Genomic DNA, 21,298 nt, shown 5'->3' on the forward strand with positions numbered 1-21,298 from the left:
CTGATCATGTGAAAGGACCCGATGCCGCAGGGGTTCTCGGCTCTAAAGCGCTGCTCACTGTATCAGTGCAGGCAACAACGAGAATGCCCATACAGCCGATTCCTAGAATCGCCCACTCCCCAACCCCGATCGATGAGCACGAAGCCCCTGGTAATCGCCCCTTCGATCCTCTCTGCCGATTTCTCCCGCCTAGGAGAAGACGTGCAGGCTGTAGATCAAGCCGGCGCAGACTGGATTCATGTGGATGTCATGGACGGCCGATTCGTGCCAAATATCACGATTGGTCCTCTGATCGTTGAAGCACTAAGGCCTGTGACCAGTAAGCCCTTAGATGTCCACCTGATGATCGTGGAACCAGAAAGGTATGTAGGAGATTTCGCAAAAGCTGGGGCAGATCACATCTATGTGCAGGTTGAAGCCTGCCCACACCTTCACCGCAACCTTGCGCAAATCAAGGATCTCGGCAAGAAAGCAGGCGCAGTACTCAACCCAAGCACACCTCTGGACACCCTTGAGTACTGCCTGGAGCTATGCGATCTAGTACTGATCATGAGCGTTAACCCAGGCTTCGGTGGGCAAAGCTTCATCGACAATCAAGTGCAAAAGATCCGCGACCTGCGTCGCATTTGCGACGAACAGGGTCTCGATCCCTGGATCGAAGTCGATGGAGGGATCAAGGCCGACAATGCCTGGAAAGTGATCGAAGCTGGCGCTAATGCGATTGTGAGCGGGTCTGGCGTGTTCAATCAGCCCGACTACGCCCAAGCTATCCGAGGTATCCGTAATAGCAAACGTCCTGAAGGTGTTCTGGTCTGAAGTAAAAGATGCAGCAATAACTGCATCTATTGCCTATTAGTCTTGTGGGGATTTGTTGTTAAAAAGTACAGATCAACATCAGAAGATTAGGCTTCAAAGAACCAGCCGTAGCTGTGCAAACCAATCCCTAACAGATTCACACCGATATAACAAACAACGATCACAACTATGCCTGCCACGGCGACTAAAGCCGGACGTCGCCCGCTCCAGCCACGGCTGAAACGTGTATGCAGATAGGCTGCGTAAACCATCCAACAAATTAGAGCCCAAGTTTCCTTTGGATCCCAACTCCACCAGCTCCCCCAGGCCTCATTGGCCCAAACGGCACCACTGATCAACCCAAGCGTGAGCAACAAAAAGCCAACAGTAATCGTGCGATAACTAAGGCTGTCCAACTGTTCAGTGCGGCTCAAGTTGATTGAACTCAGGCGCAGGCCATCATTCTGATCCATAGCAGATGTGGCTAGCTTGGCCTGACGAAAGCCACCTGTTCCAATTGAACTGCTGCGTAGCTCCAAAGTTTGCTGGCGATCAGTAAACAGAACCGCCATTGATAAGAAAGAACCAACAAGCAGGGCAGCGTAACTGCACATAATCACGCTCACGTGCATCACAAGCCAACTGGAGCGAAGAGCCGGTACTAGAGGAGAGGCCTCCTGAAGAGTTTCTGGTAATGCAAAGCTGGCAAAAGCCACACAAAGCAAAGCCATTGGTGTAGCAGCAGCTGAAACAATCGGGGAAGACAAGGAACGTTCCACCAATAGCTGCGCAAGTGTGCAAGCCCAGGCCAGAAAACAGAGGGATTCATAAAGGTTGCTGATCGGGAAATGACCCGACTGCCACCACCGCAAAACCAATTGAGCGGTAAGAACCAAATTGGCAAGAGCCACCAGAAGTGTCACAACAGCAGAATTGCTACTTCCTGAAACCATCCAAAAAGAGATTGGTATGGCCAACAGAAGTAGGGCAAATGCAGCCAAGCCAAGAGCCAAAACAGGATCCCCTAGCGAGGCGGAAAGCTCAGCCAACGTCACTCCAAACACCTGGTCCCTGCGACAACTCTCTTATTCTGCAGCTGCAGTTCAACGACTGGCCTGACGCAGCAACAGACCGCCACCTGCCAAAGAGATAAAAACAGGGACCCACGCGGCCAACATCGGTGTCAAAGTGCCCGTAACGCCTAGAGAACTGAAGCTGAAGCTAAGCGTGTAATAAGCAAGAATTAATAAGAGACTGATGCCAAATCCCTGGGTCCGGCTGGTCCGAGAATTAGGTTTTGCACCAAGGCTGCTGCCAATCAGGCCAAACACCAGGCAGGACATCGGGAAAGTGAATTTTTCTTGGATACGCACTTTCAAGCGCCTTGCCTCTTTACGGTTACCAGCTTCGGTGTAAATACTTGCAGCCTCCATTGCCTGTGCAACAGTCATGTTGTTGGCATCTTTAGGGAGTTTGGCTACACGAATTGGACCTGATGTTAGGGGGTAGAGATAGCGATCAAATGCAACTGAAGTGGTACTCCCACTTGGTGTGAGAGTAAGGATATTGCCGTTAAAAAATTCCCACATCGCCTCCTGCTCATTCCAAATAGCCCGCTCGGCCTTCAACATCTGAGTAAAACCAAGACGAGATAAATCAAGCACTGTGACATCCTCCATTTCTCCCTTGAGGAATTCCCTTGCATAAAACAACTGAGAAAGCCCTTGATTCCATTCTTCAGCTTTTGCACCAGTAATCGTTCCGAATCGGGAATAAACAACATGTTTGCCTTTCTCTGTAGCAATGGCTTTGCCAAGAGCACGCTTTATCGTCACCTCAGCACTACTATTTGTTCTTGGGACAATGATATCATTGAAGATAAAAGTTAGCCCTGTCATCAATAATGCCAATGCCAATGCTGGAGCAACGATTCGTCTGGTGCTTACACCGAGGCTGCGCAAAGCCGTGAATTCGCTGTTAGAAGAAAGACGGCTATAAGCCAACAATGTGGCCAACAATGTGGCCATCGGAAAAGAAATCACCAGAAAGAAAGGTAATTTCAAGCTAAAAACCTGCAATGCAAAATGCAGAGGCAGTCCAAACTCAACAATCTTGCGCACCAAATCAAACATCACCCCCACTGAGACGGAAACCACCGTGAAGGCCGCTATGGCAAACAGCAATACGGGTATCAACTCACCTAAAAGCCATCGATCCAGCAGCGGGATCAGCCTCCACTTGGACGAAGCCCAGCGCCACCACTTCCAAGGCCAAGAATCAACGTCTTTCAACTTTCCAAGGCGCCATTTGCTCAAAGCTGAAAACCCTCCCCGAGATAGTGACGCCGCACCAAGGGGTTGTTTGCCACTTCTTCAGAACGGCCTGAAGCAAGAATGCTGCCTTCCGTAAGAATGTAAGAGCGGTCAGTGATGGCAAGGGTTTCACGGACATTGTGATCAGTGATCAGGATGCCCATGCCACGCTCACGGAGGGTATGAATCAAAACCTGGAGGTCTGCCACTGCCATGGGGTCAACACCTGCGAAGGGTTCATCAAGCAAGAGGTAGGTGGGACCTTCTAGACCTACCGCCAAGGCACGTGCTACCTCGCAGCGACGTCGTTCGCCACCGGAAAGCTGATAGCCACGACGGTCCAAGAACAAGTTGAGATGAAAGTCTTCAACCAACTGCTCGAGACGCTCCCGACGCTGATGAGTTGTTAAATGACTTTGAGAGAGCGCAAGCTCAAGGTTTTGTCGCACGCTGAGCTGTCGGAACACACTTGGTTCCTGAGGGAGATAACCGATACCTAGACGAACTCGATTGGGCATCGGTAAATCCGCCACTGGCTGCCTATCAAGTTGCACCTGCCCATAATCAGGACGCAACAAACCGATTACAAGATTGAACGTTGTTGTCTTGCCGGCCCCATTGGGACCGAGTAAGCCAACAACTTCGCCTGGATCAAGGCGCAAGGAGACATCTTTTACCAGGTGACGCCCTGCCACGGTGAGCGCCACCTGCTCTAAACAAAGACTCATTGGGCCAAAGGTGCCTCTGCCTGTTTGTTGGAATTAAGTTGCACAGAAGTGAACACTTGAGCACCAGTGCGTGGGTCTGCTACCGCTTGCTCCTCTTCGAGTAGATAAACAACTCGCTCAGCCTGCATGGAATTTTCCCCATCCCGAATCACATCAACATCTCCGGTAAGGACCACACGATCTTCTTTGCTGAAGTACTGAGCCTGTCTAGAGGTAGCAACGATGCCTCGGGCTGGATAAACGATGCGAACGTTGCCGATGGCGGTGAAAACCCCTGTGACGCTGTCTGCGTTTTGGATATCTGATTCGATCGTGATCAATCCGCCATCTTCTATCGGAGCAGAAGGGCTGCCCTCCTGGCTTAAAGCCGCAGGGGTAGATATTCCAACCAACGCTGTCGCTATGGCGAGATGAACTTGCAAACTCCTTGTCATGACTTGAACAAGAGCAGCCAAAGCGGAACAATCAAAATGTTTATGGTTAATTTACTCAGGAACTGAGCTGTCATAGATCAGGCCTGGGACAGTGCAATCGTCGGGATCCTGTCCCTGCTGAAGCCGTTGCAAGCGATTCTCCACACAGATGCAGAGTTGATCAAGGTCAAGACCCAGGTTTGGAGTTCCTACAGCTTTTAGACGCCCGAGGCCTTCACCATAAAGAAGGGTTGCCCCGCGACGATTTCCGCGCTGCAAGTGAAGTTGGGCAACAGCAACCTGAAGTACCCCTTGGATTGTCTGGCGTGCTTGACCGGATGTCTCATGCCAAAGCTCCTCAAAGGCATCATGAGCCGGGTACCAATCGGCCTGATTAAAAAGCTCCACGGCTAGTTGAAAACGTGGATCATTGATCACATCAGTAGGCTGGAATCTCTCTATCAAGAGCTTTAGCGTTTGGCCATCTTCTTGGCAGGCAGCTTGCGCAAGCGAATGGACTCTGGGGTGACCTCAAGCATCTCGTCTGGACCGATGTACTCAAGAGCACGTTCAAGGGTCATCTGAACAGGTGTCTGCAAGGTGTCGAGTTCTTCTGCACCAGCAGAGCGCATATTTGTGAGTTGTTTGGCCTTGCAAACGTTTAACTCCAGATCCTGAGGTCGATTGTTTTCGCCAACGATCATCCCCTTATAAACCTTGACACCTGGAGAGATGAAGAACTGACCTCGACCCTCAGCATTCTTGAGTGCGTAGAAGGTCGCAGTGCCCTGCTCAAAAGCAATCAGAACACCATTCCGACGAGCATCAAACTCACCCAACATTGGGCGATATTCAAAAAAAGAGTGGCTCATAATTCCTTCCCCCCTGGTAGCACGTACAAACTCACCACGAAAACCGATCAACCCTCGAGAAGGAACAACAAATTCAAGCTGGGTGCGACCGTCGTTACCGGTTTCCATATTCTGCATTTCACCCCGACGCACACCCAACTTCTCAATGCAGGAGCCAACTGCTGCCTCTGGTACATCCATGACCAAGGTCTCAACTGGCTCACAAGGAGTGCCGTCAATCGTTCGGAAGATCACCTGAGGCTGGGTTACCTGAAACTCAAAACCCTCGCGGCGCATGGTCTCAATCAGGATGCCCAGGTGTAGCTCACCACGTCCGCTAACCGCAAAACGATCAGGGGAATCAGTGTCCTCAACCCGTAGGGCAACATTGGTGAGTAATTCCTTGCGTAAACGATCTCGCAGCTGCCGGCTAGTGACGAACTTGCCTTCTTTGCCAGCAAAGGGTGAATCATTGACGACAAATGTCATCTGCAAAGTGGGTTCATCCACCTTGATTAGAGGTAAAGCCTTTGGTTCATCTGGACAGGCAATTGTCTCGCCAATATTGACTTGATCGAAACCGGCTAAAGCAACGAGATCTCCAGCTCCGGCTTCTTGTATCTCAATCCGTTGCAATCCTTCGAAACCGAGTAGTTTGCTAATTCGGCCACGTTTAATGCTGCCATCATCCTTAATCAACGAAGCACTCTGACCATTACGGATAACCCCGTTATGGACCCGACCAATCACAATCCTGCCCAGGAAGTCTGAATAATCGAGAGTAGTTATCTGTAGCTGAAGAGGCTTGTTCTCATCTCCAACAGGTGGTGGAACATGACGCAGGATGGCATCAAATAGTGGCTTCATTGTTTGACTTTCAGTTGCCATATCCGGCTTGGCAAAACCACCCATTCCACTGCCGAACAAGTACGGGAAATCACATTGGTCATCATCTGCACCGAGTTCAACAAACAGATCGAGCACCTTGTTGACAGCGGTTTCAGGATCCACCCGCGCACGATCAATCTTGTTTACGAACACAATCGGCCTCAATCCCTGCTCAAGCGCCTTCTTGAGCACGAAACGCGTCTGTGGCATAGGCCCCTCGTTGGCGTCAACGATCAGCAAACAGCCATCAACCATGCCAAGCACCCGCTCAACTTCACCGCCAAAATCGGCATGCCCAGGGGTATCAACAATGTTGATCCGCGTCTCGTCGTAGGTAACGGCCGTGTTCTTTGAAAGGATCGTAATGCCCCGTTCCCTTTCCAAATCATTGGAGTCCATGACACATGTGGGTACAGCCTCGTTGTCTCGGAAGATCCCGGACTGAGAGAGCAGGGCATCCACCAAGGTTGTTTTGCCGTGATCCACGTGAGCGATAATTGCAATGTTGCGGATCGCCTTGGCCTGGGCACTCATGGGTCAGAGACTTTCAAACGGAAAAGGAAACGCACACAGGCGTAGTGGCGGAAGGATATCTCAATTTGAGATTCGACTTAACTTCTAGGCCCCTTCCGCTAGCTAATCAAAACTTCTAAGACCGAAAAAAAACTTCTTCATTTCATTCATTCCAGTTGATGAGCCGATTCAAAGAGTCTCAGAGCAGAAGCTGAACCCTCAAATCGCCAATGCCAAGGCTCATAAGTCACCCCCTGTGGGTTATCAAGGGGAAAGGAAAGGACAAAGTGATAACTAGCAGCATGATCCTGTAGCCAGCGGAACGCCCTCGTGGCTTCGAAGCTTTCAGACAGATTCGCTTCAGGAATCGTCCCGTCACCAAGATCAATGGCATAGCCAGTGCTGTGTTCGGAATACCCTGGAGGTGCAGAGACCTTGGCCCGTTCGGCTGCTGTCTGGTTCCGGTCAGATTTGATATCAAAAAAGATTCGCTCTTGTAGGTCGTGAGAGCGGTAGCCACTCAACAGCCTCAAATCAACACCATCTGCTGAAGCCGCAGCACGCATGGAACTCAATGCATCAGCGGCTTCGTGATGAAGCTCAATCCCAGGCTGCATGAGAATTCGATCCTGTACTGAGGCTTCTGGATAAGGGAAATGTCCGAGCAGACGTCCGTCAGCAGTAGGACGATCCTGAATGCCCTCAACAGGAGCTGGACCCAAAAGCCCAGCAAATAGCCACGGGCCGAACAACACAGCTGTAATGGAACCTCCCAACACCATCAAACAAGCCACCAATAATCCCAATGAACCACCCCTTGCCCGTCTCTGAGGACGCGACCGACGAGCAACGGGAATGTCATCTCGGCTGATGCGTCGAGCGTTGATTGCTCGAGCCACGAAGTTGATGCAGAGTTATATAGATCGTAAGGGGGGGCGCCAGGGGGCCCCAAAATCTCTTTCAGGGAAGTAAGTTTTACTTAAGTGATTCCGCGGAGCGGATCTGAACATGCTGCGTGTTGCCGTTGTCGGTGGTGGTCCAAGTGGATCCTGCGCCGCAGAAGTTCTTGCCAAAGCAGGTATCCAGACCTGGCTATTCGAACGCAAACTCGATAACGCCAAGCCTTGTGGTGGAGCGATTCCTCTTTGCATGGTGGATGAATTCGACCTGCCCGAGTCGATCATCGACCGCAAGGTTCGCAATATGAGAATGATCTCTCCATCAAACCGTGAGGTGGATATCACTCTGGACAAGGTTTACAGCCCAGACGACAAGAGTGAATACATCGGTATGTGCCGCAGAGAGGTCATGGATGCCTTTATGCGAGATCGCGCCGCCAGCCTCGGAACTAACTTGATTAATGGACTCGTTACCAAAATCGATACTGGCTCTAATCGTCAAGGTCCATACACAATCACCTATTCCGACTATTCAACTGGTAAATCCACTGGTGAAGCCAAAAGCCTCGAGGTTGACCTCATTATTGGCGCTGATGGAGCCAACAGCCGTGTAGCAACAGCCATGGATGCCGGTGACTACAACGTGGCCATTGCATTCCAAGAGCGCATCAAGCTGCCAAATGAAGAAATGGCTTACTACGAAGATCTTGCTGAAATGTATGTAGGCACTGATGTGTCACCAGATTTTTACGGTTGGGTGTTCCCCAAGTACGACCACGTTGCCGTTGGCACAGGCACCATGCAGAAAAATCAGACCTTAATAAAAAGCTTGCAAAAAGGAGTACGCGAACGGGCTAAGAAAAGACTTGTTCATGGAGAAGTGATCAAAGTTGAAGCCCACCCGATTCCTGAGCATCCTCGTCCACGCAGGGTTGTTGGCCGCATGGCCCTTGTTGGAGATGCAGCGGGCTACGTCACCAAAAGCTCTGGCGAAGGCATCTACTTTGCTGCCAAAAGTGGCCGCATGTGTGCTGAACAGATCGTGGAATCGAGTCGGTCTGGTGAATTAATCCCCTCCGAAGCTGATCTCAAGAAATATCTGAAAAAGTGGGATCGTAAATACGGTTCTACTTACATCGTTCTGTCAATACTCCAAGCAATCTTTTACTCGAATGACACTGCCAGAGAAGCCTTTGTCGCCATGTGCGATGACATGGATGTGCAACGCCTCACCTTCGATAGTTACCTCTACAAAAAAGTTGTTGCGATGAATCCATGGCAACAGATCAAACTCACACTGCTAACTGTGGATGCACTCGCACGGGGAATTTTCCGTAATCAAACAAGCTATAAACCTGTTCCCAGTGCTGTGCGTAGCGACGAAGAAGTGAATGCCATGCTGGAGATCAAAACCATCACCGGCGGTATCAAGGTAGACAACAACAAAGATGCCTCTAAGCAAAATTTGGCATCAGAACAAGGAGAACGTGACCCTGCTGTTTCAAACAAATCCTAAGCCAGAAATAACCACTTTTAGCCGCTGATTTGGCTGAAATCGGCCAGCACACCAGCTTGGTTGCGCAAAAGGCTAAGCAGATTGAGACGGTTTGCGCGTACAGCGAGATCTTCACTCATGACCATCACACTCTGATCACCATCAAAAAAAGCTGCGAGAGCTTCCGAGCCAGCAATCAGGCCATCTGCTAAATGGCGGTAGCGTTCACTTGAGGAATCCTTGGTGATTGGTTCAAGAGCCTCGAGCACCTTCAACATCTCCAACTCACTAGGCTTTTCAAACAAACCAGGATCAACGACCTCAGCCGCACTCAGTACGGTTGCTGGTAGGTCCCCTTTCTCTGCTAAGCGTGCCGCTCTGGTAACAACAGCCTGAACCGCCAGCAACTTACCCGTGCGGCGCATCCTCACGAGCAGATCCACTCGCAGTCGCGCATCTGCAGGGTCAGAAAGAAGACGATCGATCAAAACTGTTTCACCAGCAACCGCCTGAGCTAGATCACTATCGGTTCCTGCCTCCTCCAGCAGGCTGAGCATCCGCTGGCGAAGAAACTCACCCAGCTCAGCCGCCAAGGTGGATGGTGTGACCTTGAGATGCGGTAGGAGCTTGCTCCAATGGTTCGTCGCTCGTTGCAATAAGGCGAGCAGATTCAGCCGCCAACCCTTCGACCAAAGGATTTGCAAAAGACCGTTGCCGGCCCTGCGCAAGGCATAGGGGTCCGAGGAGCCACTAGGACGGTCACCCTTGGCATAGATGCTGAGCAGCAATTCCAGGCGTTCGGCGAGTGCAAGCACTGCTCCCGCTCCTGACTCGGGCAAAGCATCCCCTGCCCCACGTGGCAGGTAATGCTCCAAAACGGCAAGGGCTACTTCTCGAGGCTCTCCTTCCGCTAACAAATATTTCGCTCCCATTACGCCTTGTAGCTCGGGAAATTCGCCCACCATCTGACTAACCAGATCGTGTTTACAGAGATGGACGGCTCGACACACTTGTATAGAAATTTCAGCAGAAAGATCCAGCAGCTCAACAAGCACATCAGTGAGCCATTCCATGCGCTCAACTCGATCGAGCAGAGAACCAAGGCCCTCGGCAAAGGTCACATGCGCTAGCTTTTTGCGCCGCTCGATGCTGGCTAAAGAGCGATCGGCCTCGACAAAGAATTCTGCATCAGCCAGCCTGGCTTTGAGCACCCGCTCATTGCCCCGTCTTACAGGATCGCTTGCCTTCGCGAGCCCATTGCTGATGCAAAGGAATCTGGGCAGAAGACTGCTCTTGGCATCGAGAGCAAGAGGGTCATTGACAGCATCAAGACGGTAAAGGGGCACATAGCGCTGATGCACTCTCATCACTGTGCTGAGCACTTCAGCGGGTAGATCTAGATATGACTCAGCGAAGGCTCCCTCTAAAAGCAGAGGTGCTTCCACTAGGTCGGTGAGCTCTTCGAGAAGATCATCAGGACAATCAGGGCATGCTTCAAGACCAGCAGCAGCCGTATCAATTGCATGACGGATCAAGGTGCCACGTTTTTGCCGATCGACCTCTACACCAACCTTGGCGAGGGTTTGTACGTAACGGTCTGCAGAAGGAATGATGACAGCTTGATCGTGAAGTCGATGGCCCCGACTCAGGTTCGCTGCACAAATCTCTGGGTCGCTGCCGTCAAGGCAAACAGGGATGATCTGCTCATCGAGCAGGGCCACAAGCCAACGAATCGGACGAGAAAAACGCCTTTCACCTTCGCCCCAGCGCATGAAACGTCGACCTTGAAGGCTACCTATCCACTCAGGGATCTGGTCTGTTAGTAGTTCCATTGCAGAACGCCCATGCTCAAGCACGGTTGCAAACACAAAAGGTCCCTTCGGGGTCTCCCGAATCTCGAGATCCTCTGGTTTCAGCCCACAGCGTTTGGCAAAGCCAGCGGCTGCCTGGGTTGGTACACCATTTTTGAAAGCTTGGCCAGCCGGTGGACCCTTGCGTACTTCCTCTAGATCAGCAGTAGCGCTGGCCAAGTTTTCAACCAACACGACAAGTCGCCTTGGCGTACTCGTGCATTGGATCATTCCGTAGCTAAGACGTAGACCTTGCAAGTCACGACTTACCATCTGCTCCAGTTGGGGTAAGGCAAGCCGGGCAAAATCAGCTGGCAGCTCCTCAGTCCCAATCTCCACTAGAAGGGTCGACACGGAGGCGAGCAATCAAGACCGCCCAACTGTATTGAAGGGAGCAGCTCAACAGGTCGTGTGCATTTCGCTACGGTGTATTAGGAAAATTTTGACGCCGTGACCGAAGGGCAGACAACATCTGGCCAAGCGGCAGATCTCAACTTCGCAGCTTGTCTCGCCAGTGGAGCAGAGCTGAGCAAATTTGAACAATTCAAGGCTGACAGCTGCTACTTACTAGACCCCCTGGCTGCTGAACTTGAGAACAGCAGTGATCACTTCAGCAACGACGCCGTTCAGCTGCTCAAATTCCACGGAAGCTATCAACAGGACAACCGAGATAACCGCCATAAAGGTGCGGGTAAGGATTGGCAAATGATGCTGCGTCTGCGCAGCCCTGGCGGACGCATTCCACCAGCACTGTTTTTAGCCTTAGATGATCTGTCCAATCGCCTTGGCAATGGGAGCCTGCGGGCCACTACACGCCAGGCGTTCCAGATTCATGGGGTCCGCAAGGATGACCTGCGGGAAGTTATCAGCACAATCATCCGATCAATGGGATCAACTCTGGCGGCTTGTGGTGATATCACTCGCAACGTTATGGCACCAGCAGCTCCCTATGAGAAAGGTGGTTATCCAGCTGCTCGACAACTTGCCAATGAAATCGCTGATGTTCTCAGCCCAACGGCAGCGGAGGGGTCCTATCTGGACCTATGGGTGAATGGAAGTGCGACCTACCGCATCCGCCCCTCCAGGCGAGTAAAAAAAGTTCGTACCCGCCAGCATCAGGGCAACGTATTCAGTGGAGATGCCAAGGAACCTCTCTATGGCAAGACCTACTTGCCGCGCAAATTTAAGTGCGCCGTCACCGTGCCAGGCGATAACTCAGTTGATTTACTTACCAATGACATCGGTCTAGTTGTCTTTACTGCTGCAAACGGTGAAATCAAGGGTTGCAATGTCTATGTGGGTGGCGGCATGGGTCGAACCCATAACAATGAACAGACATTCGCCCGCACAGCTGATCCTCTTGGCTATGTGGCTGCAGAGCATGTATTGGATTTGGTGCAGTCGATTTTGGCCTTGCAACGCGACTACGGAGACCGAAAGACAAGGCGTCATGCCCGCATGAAATATCTTCTCAATGATCAGGGGATCAGCTGGTTTAAACAGGAACTCAAGAGCAAATACTTCCTACATCCAATCAAAGCGTTAAGGCCTGAACCAAAGAGCAAACTTGAGGACTATCTGGGCTGGCATCAGCAAAGCGTTGGCCAATGGTTTGTTGGTTTGCCACTGCTTTCTGGTCGCTTGGAAGGAGATTTAAAGAAAGGACTCCGCCAACTGGTGGAGACCTTTCAACTTGAAATTCGCCTAACACCGAATCAGGATCTATTGCTCTGCAATATCGGGACGTCACAACGATCTAGTGTGCGCAAAGGTCTAGCCGCTCTAGGCATCCGCGCCCCAGAGGCTCCTGCGATGCTGGCACGGCATGCAATGGCTTGCCCTGCGTTGCCCTTATGTGGTCTGGCGGTAACCGAAGCAGAGAGAACCCTGCCTGCCTTGCTTGAGCGAATTGATGCTCAGCTGCGACGTCTTGAAATTACTAAATCGATCCTGATCCGCATGACAGGTTGTCCCAATGGATGCGCTCGGCCTTATATGGCCGAGCTTGCTCTAGTGGGAAGTGGTGTCGATCAATATCAACTCTGGCTGGGAGGCACCCCAAACCTGCAACGTCTTGCCAAACCCTATCTACAACGGATGCCCCTTGATCAACTCGAGAGCACACTTGAGCCCCTATTGCTGAGCTGGAAGCAAGCTGGTGGTCGACGCAGCCTCGGAGATCATGTCAACAAACTTGGCGATCAAGCCGTCCTTAGTTTGCTGTCTGGTAATGGCCAGGCTCCATAGATTGCTTCAGCGACACCCGTTCTCCACGCCCAGAGTTGATCTCCATAGCTGAAATGCCACCACTCATTCGGGTGCTGAGAAAACCCAGCTTTATCCATGGCCTCAGCTAAAGCTTGGCGCCTGTTGTGCCAGAGGTAAGCCTCTGATTGAGGTTGATCCTTCGCAGCTTCGCGGTAGTGATCCGGTTCTGAAATGCTGCCAATAGCATCGATCTCGCCACCCATATTCAGAGCTGTTCCCTGGCTATCCGCAAGGGTGAGATCCACGGCAGCTCCAGTGCTATGAGGAGGTGGAGTACAAGGATCGAGGCTGGGCGGAGCCCAAAACCTGCCAACATCATCCATGACCCTTTGCAGCTCCTCGGCCTGACTATGGTCATCGCGCTTCAGTTTGCGTTTGCGGCATTCCTTAGCGATGGCATGTTCGACCATAAAAGCCTGAACAGGAATCGGTCGCCAGGCATCAAAAATGGCAAGGCAAAGTTCTGGATGCTTTTGCTGCAGCTCATCTTGAGCCCTCAGCAGACGATCAACCACACCCTGACGCAGCCGAAAGGGATCAGCCTCTACACCATAGGGGGCACCTAAGGATGCATAGGGATGTGGCTCCAATCGATGCAACGAAAGAGGGATTTGATTGATGGACTCCCCGCAATCACGAATGGGCCTATCACTCCAAGGGCGCAGCCGGAAAAAAGTTCGCGCCGACAACATTTCCACAGCGATAACCTAGTTTTCCACAAAGCAAATCTCGTTGATGCTGCGAGATTGGAAATTGGTACAGCGAACCAACATCAAGCAAGTAAAACCTTGACAAACAGTTGAAAATCAAACAATCAAAAAATTACTGCCAGCTATTCAGTGAGATCTCTTGCAGCACAGTGCCTTTGCGGTACTAGCCCCAAAATTTAGGCACTAACGACAATGACTGCAGCAGAAGCTAGGCCGGCAATCGATGTAGCAGAAGGTACATCGACTCGTGATTTCTGAGTATTAAGACTCAAACGAGTCTCAAGTGTGTGGAAAAACAATGGACTCAATTCAGGTGGGCTGTTCCACTTATGTGCTGCCACTGTGCCTCCAGCAACTCCTTGAGCCGAGAGTGGTCAGTCAGGTTTGGATCTTCGCTGAGCAGTCTTTGAGCCTCATCACGAGCCTCTTCAAGCACGGCCCCATCATCCGCCAGGCTGGCCAGGGCCAAATCAGGCAATCCAGACTGTTTTGTGCCAAGTACCTGCCCTGGCCCTCGCAAGCGTAAGTCAATCTCAGCAATCTCAAAGCCATCACTGGAGCGCACAAGGACTTCAAGTCGCTGCCTTGCTAATGGGTTTGTGCTGTCATTGATCAGTACGCAATGGGACGCCGCTGCGCCACGTCCCACACGACCTCGCAGTTGATGCAATTGGGCTAGACCAAAGCGATCCGCGTGGTCGATCACCATCACACTTGCTTGAGGTACATCCACGCCTACCTCCACCACAGTGGTAGAGACCAGCACCTGGCAATCACCCGCTGCGAAGGATTGAATCACGCCCTGCTTCTCTGAGCTACTCAAACGTCCATGCAGTAATCCAACCGTGAACTCGGCAAATACCTGCTCTGATAAATGGGTGTGAACCTTAACTGCTGAACGCAGATCAAGTTTCTCGGAGTCCTCGATCAGAGGTAACACCACATAAGCGCGCTGGCCACGAGACACTTGATCTCGGATGAGTTGATAGGCCTGATCGCGGTCGCAGCCCCTAATCATCTGAGTTTGAATGGGGGTACGACCGGGAGGTAATTCATCGATCTGACTCACATCCAAATCCCCATGCAGCGAAAGTGCCAGTGTGCGAGGAATGGGTGTTGCTGTCATGGTCAAAAGATGAGGCTGAAGCCCCTTGTTCAACAATCTGTTGCGCTGCTTCACTCCAAAGCGATGCTGTTCGTCAACCACCACCAGCCCCAGTCTTGAAAAGGCAACAGGATCTTCGATTAATGCATGGGTGCCTACCAGTATTTTCAAGGATCCATTGACGAGATCATCAAGGATCTGACGGCGACGTATACGAGTGGTTGCCCCCGTAAGCAACTCGACGCTGACATGCAACTGAGGCAACCAACAACACAATGTGCGGTAGTGCTGCTCGGCAAGGACCTCAGTGGGTGCCATGAAAGCGCCTTGCCAGCCGGCCTCTACCGCTGTGAGCAGGGCTGCTATGGCGACAACCGTCTTGCCACTACCAACATCTCCCTGAATGAGGCGCGCCATTGGTTCCGAGAGCACCAGGTCAGCTTCGATCTCCCTCAACACACGCTGCTGAGCTCCTGTGAGAGGGAATGGCAAAAGTTCCAGGAAGCGAGAGACAAGGCCATCTCGCTGCCCTGCCGTCTGCAATACAGGAGCAGAACAACTGCGCAGCTCTGCTCGCCGTTTGAGCAACCCCAATTGCAATAGAAGAAACTCGTCAAAGACCAATCTGCGTCGAGCAGACTGCAATGTGTGCTGATCGACTGGATGATGAATTGCGATCAAGGCATCGCTTCTGCTGGGTAAACGCAATGCCTGACGACGTGGTTCAGGCAGGGATTCAGGCCAACTTGCTGCCAAAGGTAAAATCTGCCGTACCAGATCACGAAAGCGGTCAGCCGTAAGGCCTTCAGTGAGGGCATACACAGGCAACAACCGGCCAATGCTTTGCGACTGCAACGGCGAATGCGGACTCTCCATGACCTCAATCAAAGGGTCTTGAAAACTCATGCCGTAAGGACCCCCTTTGACCAATCCACTTACGGCCACAGTGACTCCAGGCGGGTAAAGGCGAGACTGGCTTTTGAGGTAAGCAGGGCTGCTGAAACGCCGACCAGCGAAAAATCTCCTCACTTTGAGCCGACCAGTTGGGTCTTGCAGCTGCAGCTCAAGAATGGACAAATTTGGGTTGCGTGGACTGGTGAAGCCATGACAACGCCTCACTGTGGCCACAATCGTGGCCGCCTCCCCTGCCTCTAGGGCCTGGATACGCCGCAGCGAGGAATAATCCACATAGTCCCTGGGGTAGTACTGCAGCAAATCTTTTACGAGCAGTAATCCAAGCCCGGCTAAGCGTTCAGCAAGTTTTGGGCCGATTCCTTTCACCTCTGACAGTGGGCTTTCCAACTTCAGAGAGCGGTTCCCACTAGGTAAAGGCATCTGCCGCTGCTTTTCAGCTCCCCCCTGCTTGAGCCTGGGAGGGCCTATTGGCGCTGGTGGTTCTAATTCCTGGCGAATGCCATGTAAAAGCTGTCTTGAGTCGGTCACCAATCGACGTCGCGCCGATTCAGAGCTGTCTGGATAACTCGCAAAGGCTTCAGCTAGCTGGCTGAGACGAGCCTGACTTTTAGTAGGCAGCAATCCAGAGGGTGGTTCTGCTAACTGACGCACCAAGAATGCATGAAAATTCTCCTGTCGCCCCTCAAGATTCTTAAAACCGTTCTCAGCCTCCAGGGTTAACGCTTGCTGCAGAATGCGCATCCAGCTGAGTAGATGCTGCAACTGATCCTTACTCAGGCCTTGGGTGGACTGGTTGGAGGATTGGCGGAAGGGCTCTGCCACCACTGTTGCTTTACCTCCTGAGCAATGGCGCGACGTTGCCAGTGCCGCTGTTGTCGAACCATTTTGAGCAAGGTACGGCGATGTCGCTTGAGTTGAGCCCGACAACGTCGCAAACGCGGGTCGTCAAACTCCAATTCGGATGGGCGCAGAAGAACGCAAATGATCTCCATGCCCTCTAAGACCATTGGATTGGTTGATACCGGTAAGCGCAATCTCAGCAAATTGGATGCCACAGGTTCAGATTCCAACTGACCATTCAAAACAGCATCAAGCAAGCTGATTGGTAAGAGGCTGTTGACAATTCCGGCTCGCAACATTTCCACGTTGAGAGCGTGGGAAAGATTGCGCAATCTACGAGCGAGAGCACGATCAAGAGATTCCAGCCAACGTGCTAGTTCAAGGGGACTCACGGGCAAAAAAACCTGCTCCTCATCAAGACCATTGTCAAGCTGGGTGCTGTCACCAGGCTGCAAATCGCTGAATTCACTGGTCAAGACATTATCTGTAGCCATGGTCTCGCCAGCCATGACAAAGAGAGAGCGAAGCACATCAAGATCACCCTTCTGCCCGCCACTCGGTTCTGAGTCCTCTGACGCCAGCTCCAAATCCTGAGAGTCAATCTGAGCTTGATCATCCTTGCCTAAATCAGGCTCATCGACAGCCTCATTAACAGTCAACCCTGCGCTTAAGACAGCGTTTTGGGGATCATGATCAAAAGTCAACATGCTGCCGAGAGGATCAGGATGCTCTAGTGGAGGATCAAGGCTTAGGTGAATGGACCCCTCAGCTTCTTGCATGGAGTCCTGTTCAGAACGAAAAGCCAACAACAGCTCACGCCTGTTTTGATCGCTCTTTCTCTGGCGTTCACGTTCCATCTGGCGAACCAGATCCATCAACTGCTCGACAGTCAATAAGGAACAGCAATGAGAGACCAATTGTTCAACCTGATCTTGAAAAGCTGCCCTTGTCTCGTCCGAAAGCCCACTCAGACGATTCTGATCCTGATCGGTTATCAACAGGAACAGGGCTTGACGGACAACATTTAGAAGTTCCCTCCGTAATAATTGCAGGTAAAGAGCTAAATCGTGGTACAGAGTCAGCGACAAGCGCTGACTCTGCTTTTTTAGTGAGGCAATCTGCTGATCGGGCTCGAAGCGTTGCAATCTCTACTTCTCCGCAGCCAAAATTAAGCAGTTTTCATGGACGCTACTTCCGTAGCGAAATCAGTCTGGTCCACTTCTATCCCCTCCCCAAGGGTATATCGGGTGAAGCGGCGAACCTTGATATTCTCTCCAATCTTGCCAGCAACTTGCTTGACGAGTTCCGCAACCGTCATGGAGCTGTCACGGATAAAGGGTTGCTCAAGCAAGACCAGTTCCTTAAGGCGCTTGCCAATTCGTCCTTCAACGATCTTTGCCTTCATCTGTTCAGGCTTGCCAGAAAGATCATCGCGACCCATCTCAATAGATTTTTCCTTTTCAACGACATCAACAGGGATCTCTTCTGTGCTCACGTATTCGACATTCGGGCAGGCCGCCACTTGCATAGCGACATCCTTTAAAAGCCCTTGGAACAAATCACCACGAGCAACAAAATCAGTTTCACAGTTCAACTCCAGAAGTACCCCGACCCTGGCTCCGGTATGGATATAAGTACCAATGGCACCTTCAGCAGCAATGCGAGAAGATTTCTTCTCTGCACTGGCAATACCCTTCTGACGCAGCCATTCGCTCGCCTTGATCATATCTCCGTCAGTCTCCGCAAGGGCTTTCTTGCAGTCCATCATTCCCGCGCCGGTCTTGTCGCGCAGGTCCTTGACAAGCTTGGCTGATACGTCCGCCATGGGTAATAGGGGTGAGGAGTATTAGGGATGCAGCCGACCAGATAAGGAGGACGGCGGCGAGAACTTAGTGCTGTAAATGGACTCAATCGTCGCTGTCGTCAGCACCTCTTTGGTCATTAGTGCCATGACGGCCTTCGTTGATGGCATCAGCCAGTCGGCCCAGCACAAGCTGCACAGAGCGAACGGCATCGTCATTACAAGGGATCGGGACCTCGCAAAGGTCAGGATCGCAATTTGTATCAAGCATGGACACCAAGGGAATGTCCAACTTGCGGGCTTCAAGCACAGCATTGGTTTCACGGCGTTGATCAACTAACACCACGACATCAGGTAACCGTCTCATCCCTTTGAGACCACCGAGGTACTTCTGCAGTCGCTCAAGCTCGCGACGCAAAACGGAAGCTTCTTTCTTGGGTCGCATGGCAATAGCACCACTGGATTCCATCCGCTCCAGATCCTTCAATCGATCAATTCGAGCCTTCATCGTGGTCCAGTTGGTGAGCATGCCACCAAGCCAACGTTGATTCACATAGGAAGCTCCGCAGCGAGTGGCTTCCAACGCCACCACCTCAGAGGCCTGCTTTTTGGTACCAACAAAAAGAAATCGCTTGCCACTTCGGGCGGAAGAACGAGTCCATTTGTAGGCATTGTTCATGCAGATCGCGGTCTGCACCAGGTCAATGATATGGACTCCATTACGCGCACAGTAGATGTAGCGCGACATCTTGGGATTCCAGCGACGGGTTTGATGCCCAAAGTGGGCGCCCGCCTCCATCATTTCTGAAAGAGTGACAACAGCCATAGGTTTTAGGTTTCGGGTTCGCCTCCACCTGCCAGGTATGCGAGACGATTCAGCCAAAAGGCATGTGTCGACTCATTCATCACCCGAAACGGACAGGTGTGCGGAATGAAAGAACCATTGAAATTTATCAAAGCGACAGCTCAGTGCAGCCCTGCTAGTGCTGCTTCTTTGAAGAGCGCGCGTACCCCGATTCGGTTCAGGGGTAAACGCAAGAGCTCCATTGCCAAACCTTGATGACCGTTGCGAATCAACCAGCCAAGTAAAGGTCTGAGGCTGCGCTCATTAAGGAATCCACCGAGCGTAAGCAACTCCCATAACAACCGATGAAGCCAGGTGAATTGGATGATGAAACGCACCCGTCGCGTCGGGTGCTTGCGATAAAAGACCAGACCCATTTTGGCCCGCTCCCGCTCCACTCTGATTAGGTCAGGAACTTGCTCAAGACGCAGGGCAGGATGCCAGTGATAACCAACTGCTTCGGGACATTTCACCAACTGAACATCCATCTGTCGAAGTCGTTCCCCCAGCTCTAGATCCTCCCAGCCATACAGACGGAAATTGGTATCGAATAGTCCAGAACGTTCAAGCACCTCACGATCAATGGCCACATTGCCTGTCGCGAAGTAGGCCCATGAGTTGTCCTGGAATTTGTGAGGTTCTGTAGTGGGCTGCTCGAAATTTGCCGTGTTGATCACCGCGCCATAGGTGAAAGAAAGTCGATCACCGCGTTGCTGCCAACTTTTTCGCAAAGCTCTTGCATGACAGGCGAGAAACGATTCGGTGACAACTAGATCACTGTCGATAAAAACAATTAGATCACCTCGGGCATTGTCTACCCCGCGATTACGCCCCTCTGCCGGGCCCCCATGCTCTTGTTCCAACATGCGCACATGTGGAAAGCGAGACGCCTCATCCCTCAGCCAGCTCGGTGTGCCATCCGTGGAGCCGTCATCCACCACGACCACCTCATAACCATCTAGCTCAGAGAAAAGGAGTTGTTGCTCGAGAGCCAACAGACACTTCTCAAGGATCGATCGACGGTTGTAGGTGGGTATCACGACGCTTGCGAACATTCGCAACCACATCTGCTGCTGACAAGCAACAGCCTAGAGACATGAAAAAAGGGGGCCCATTAATGCCCCCATCTGTTGATTTAAAAAGTCTGTCGATGGGATTAGTCGGCAGCACCACCGTTGTTGGCAGTTCCGGTTACACCATTACCAGCTCCCTCACCTCGGCCGTCATTGCGTAGCTTGCGTTTCTTGAATTTGCGGGCATAGGAGCGATTCCGCTCTTGCTTTTCTTTCTTGAGGTTTCTGCGCTTGGCCATGCTGTTAAAACTTCCAAACTAGAGATCTGTAACCAACCTAACGAAGAGAGGAGATCAGGCGACCATCTTCCATCTGCACCAATCGATCCGCGACATCAACAATGCGGGGATCATGGGTCACCATTAACACCGCACAAGACTGTTCTCGGGCCAATCGTTGAAGCAGCTCTACCACTTCCCTTCCAGTGACGCTATCCAGGGCTGCTGTGGGTTCATCGGCTAGCAAGAGCTGAGGTCGAGCCGCCAGAGCACGTGCAATTGCGACTCGTTGTTTTTGGCCGCCAGAAAGATCATGGGGCAGTTTGCTGAGGTGATCGTCTAGCCCCACAGCCCGCAACCAATAGCGAGCCTGATCACGGCGAGCTCGATAAGAGAGACTTGGCAACAAATCAGCTCCCATCTGCACGTTCTGTTCAGCTGTGAGACACCGCAAAAGATTGTGGCCCTGAATAATCATTCCGATATGACATCGAAGCTGTTGGCGAAGGCGACGATCTGATCCACGTAATTGATGGCCGAATACGCATATATCTCCCTCTTGAACTGTGCGGAGCGCTCCGATCAAAGTGAGCAGGGTGGTTTTGCCACAGCCTGAAGGCCCGTTGAGCAACACCACCTCGCCAGGGGCTATTTGCAGAGAAATGGACTGCAAAACCTGACGTCGCATTGCACCAATGCCAAACCAGTGGCTGAGACCCTGAACTTCAACCATGAGCTTTTCATTCATGGCGATGTCTTCTGATCGAATGATTGAAAGAG

At 51.7% G+C, this 21,298-nt stretch carries 19 protein-coding genes; 3 read left to right on the top strand and 16 right to left on the bottom strand.

The window, feature by feature from the left end; translation table 11 throughout:
- Positions 1-132: 132 nt before the first annotated feature.
- Positions 133-816, top strand: coding sequence for a ribulose-phosphate 3-epimerase (gene rpe, locus SIB68_RS02000; RefSeq protein WP_063400385.1), 684 nt, complete (start codon positions 133-135; stop codon positions 814-816).
- An 86-nt stretch (positions 817-902) separates the two neighbouring features.
- On the opposite strand, the gene ccsB is transcribed toward rpe, so the two are convergent.
- The 7 genes from ccsB to SIB68_RS02035 form a co-directional block, all read right to left on the bottom strand.
- On the bottom strand, positions 903-1,859 hold the full coding sequence (gene ccsB, locus SIB68_RS02005; RefSeq protein WP_063400386.1) for a c-type cytochrome biogenesis protein CcsB: 957 nt from the start codon (positions 1,857-1,859) through the stop codon (positions 903-905).
- A gap of 39 nt (positions 1,860-1,898) precedes the next feature.
- Positions 1,899-3,110, bottom strand: coding sequence for an LptF/LptG family permease (locus SIB68_RS02010; RefSeq protein ID WP_063400387.1), 1,212 nt, complete (start codon positions 3,108-3,110; stop codon positions 1,899-1,901).
- On the bottom strand, positions 3,107-3,835 hold the full coding sequence (gene lptB / locus SIB68_RS02015; RefSeq protein ID WP_063400388.1) for an LPS export ABC transporter ATP-binding protein: 729 nt from the start codon (positions 3,833-3,835) through the stop codon (positions 3,107-3,109). Before lptB ends, SIB68_RS02010 begins: the two co-directional genes overlap by 4 nt.
- Positions 3,832-4,269: an LptA/OstA family protein gene (locus SIB68_RS02020; RefSeq protein WP_063400389.1), complete on the bottom strand. Its 438-nt coding sequence runs from the start codon at positions 4,267-4,269 to the stop codon at positions 3,832-3,834. Before SIB68_RS02020 ends, lptB begins: the two co-directional genes overlap by 4 nt.
- Before the next feature lie 51 nt (positions 4,270-4,320).
- Positions 4,321-4,686, bottom strand: coding sequence for a DUF309 domain-containing protein (locus tag SIB68_RS02025; protein WP_236068963.1), 366 nt, complete (start codon positions 4,684-4,686; stop codon positions 4,321-4,323).
- Positions 4,687-4,718: 32 nt separating this feature from the next.
- A complete protein-coding gene (gene typA / locus SIB68_RS02030; RefSeq protein WP_063400391.1) occupies positions 4,719-6,521 on the bottom strand; it encodes a translational GTPase TypA in 1,803 nt (600 codons plus the stop codon).
- Between the two features lie 146 nt (positions 6,522-6,667).
- Positions 6,668-7,399 (bottom strand): M15 family metallopeptidase, encoded by a 732-nt coding sequence (locus tag SIB68_RS02035; RefSeq protein WP_063400392.1) that lies wholly within the window; start codon positions 7,397-7,399, stop codon positions 6,668-6,670.
- Between the two features lie 109 nt (positions 7,400-7,508).
- Here SIB68_RS02035 and chlP point away from each other — a divergent pair, with 109 nt between their 5' ends.
- Positions 7,509-8,915, top strand: coding sequence for a geranylgeranyl reductase (gene chlP, locus SIB68_RS02040; RefSeq protein ID WP_063400393.1), 1,407 nt, complete (start codon positions 7,509-7,511; stop codon positions 8,913-8,915).
- Between the two features lie 17 nt (positions 8,916-8,932).
- Here chlP and glyS read toward each other — a convergent pair whose 3' ends face one another.
- Positions 8,933-11,098, bottom strand: coding sequence for a glycine--tRNA ligase subunit beta (glyS, locus tag SIB68_RS02045; protein ID WP_063400394.1), 2,166 nt, complete (start codon positions 11,096-11,098; stop codon positions 8,933-8,935).
- A 96-nt stretch (positions 11,099-11,194) separates the two neighbouring features.
- On the opposite strand from glyS, the gene SIB68_RS02050 reads away from it, so the two are divergent.
- Positions 11,195-12,991 carry an NADPH-dependent assimilatory sulfite reductase hemoprotein subunit gene (locus tag SIB68_RS02050; protein ID WP_063400395.1) on the top strand — a complete coding sequence of 599 codons (1,797 nt, stop codon included), beginning with the start codon at positions 11,195-11,197 and terminating at the stop codon, positions 12,989-12,991.
- Here the strand turns inward: SIB68_RS02050 and SIB68_RS02055 are convergent.
- From SIB68_RS02055 to SIB68_RS02090, 8 genes are all read right to left on the bottom strand, one after another.
- Positions 12,946-13,704, bottom strand: a complete 759-nt coding sequence (locus SIB68_RS02055; protein WP_196757123.1) for a M15 family metallopeptidase — start codon at positions 13,702-13,704, stop codon at positions 12,946-12,948. The genes SIB68_RS02050 and SIB68_RS02055 overlap by 46 nt on opposite strands.
- Positions 13,705-14,026: 322 nt before the next feature.
- Positions 14,027-16,567: an ATP-dependent DNA helicase RecG gene (recG, locus tag SIB68_RS02060; protein WP_063400396.1), complete on the bottom strand. Its 2,541-nt coding sequence runs from the start codon at positions 16,565-16,567 to the stop codon at positions 14,027-14,029.
- A complete protein-coding gene (locus SIB68_RS02065) occupies positions 16,516-17,727 on the bottom strand; it encodes a hypothetical protein (protein ID WP_063400397.1) in 1,212 nt (403 codons plus the stop codon). The genes recG and SIB68_RS02065 overlap by 52 nt, the downstream gene beginning before the upstream one ends.
- A 23-nt stretch (positions 17,728-17,750) precedes the next feature.
- On the bottom strand, positions 17,751-18,407 hold the full coding sequence (tsf, locus tag SIB68_RS02070; RefSeq protein ID WP_063400398.1) for a translation elongation factor Ts: 657 nt from the start codon (positions 18,405-18,407) through the stop codon (positions 17,751-17,753).
- A gap of 82 nt (positions 18,408-18,489) precedes the next feature.
- Positions 18,490-19,209, bottom strand: coding sequence for a 30S ribosomal protein S2 (rpsB, locus tag SIB68_RS02075; protein WP_011129963.1), 720 nt, complete (start codon positions 19,207-19,209; stop codon positions 18,490-18,492).
- Between the two features lie 140 nt (positions 19,210-19,349).
- Entirely contained in the window at positions 19,350-20,282 is a 933-nt protein-coding gene (locus SIB68_RS02080; RefSeq protein WP_196757124.1) for a glycosyltransferase family 2 protein, read from the bottom strand.
- 101 nt (positions 20,283-20,383) lie between these two features.
- On the bottom strand, positions 20,384-20,539 hold the full coding sequence (locus SIB68_RS02085; protein WP_011129965.1) for a hypothetical protein: 156 nt from the start codon (positions 20,537-20,539) through the stop codon (positions 20,384-20,386).
- A gap of 37 nt (positions 20,540-20,576) precedes the next feature.
- A complete protein-coding gene (locus SIB68_RS02090) occupies positions 20,577-21,266 on the bottom strand; it encodes a DevA family ABC transporter ATP-binding protein (protein WP_063400400.1) in 690 nt (229 codons plus the stop codon).
- Between the last annotated feature and the right edge of the window lie 32 nt (positions 21,267-21,298).

This window comes from Prochlorococcus sp. MIT 1323, assembly GCF_047304905.1.
GTDB lineage: Bacteria > Cyanobacteriota > Cyanobacteriia > PCC-6307 > Cyanobiaceae > Prochlorococcus > Prochlorococcus marinus_D.

Bases quoted from the DNA above. Each gene is read 5' to 3' on its own strand.
- SIB68_RS02080 (WP_196757124.1), bottom strand. From the start codon at position 20,282: ATGTTCGCAAGCGTCGTGATACCCACCTACAACCGTCGATCGATCCTT.
- SIB68_RS02020 (WP_063400389.1), bottom strand. From the start codon at position 4,269: ATGACAAGGAGTTTGCAAGTTCATCTCGCCATAGCGACAGCGTTGGTT.
- SIB68_RS02055 (WP_196757123.1), bottom strand. From the start codon at position 13,704: ATGTTGTCGGCGCGAACTTTTTTCCGGCTGCGCCCTTGGAGTGATAGG.
- SIB68_RS02090 (WP_063400400.1), bottom strand. From the start codon at position 21,266: ATGAATGAAAAGCTCATGGTTGAAGTTCAGGGTCTCAGCCACTGGTTT.
- SIB68_RS02085 (WP_011129965.1), bottom strand. From the start codon at position 20,539: ATGGCCAAGCGCAGAAACCTCAAGAAAGAAAAGCAAGAGCGGAATCGC.
- typA (WP_063400391.1), bottom strand. From the start codon at position 6,521: ATGAGTGCCCAGGCCAAGGCGATCCGCAACATTGCAATTATCGCTCAC.
- chlP (WP_063400393.1), top strand. From the start codon at position 7,509: ATGCTGCGTGTTGCCGTTGTCGGTGGTGGTCCAAGTGGATCCTGCGCC.
- rpe (WP_063400385.1), top strand. From the start codon at position 133: ATGAGCACGAAGCCCCTGGTAATCGCCCCTTCGATCCTCTCTGCCGAT.
- lptB (WP_063400388.1), bottom strand. From the start codon at position 3,835: ATGAGTCTTTGTTTAGAGCAGGTGGCGCTCACCGTGGCAGGGCGTCAC.
- rpsB (WP_011129963.1), bottom strand. From the start codon at position 19,209: ATGGCTGTTGTCACTCTTTCAGAAATGATGGAGGCGGGCGCCCACTTT.
- tsf (WP_063400398.1), bottom strand. From the start codon at position 18,407: ATGGCGGACGTATCAGCCAAGCTTGTCAAGGACCTGCGCGACAAGACC.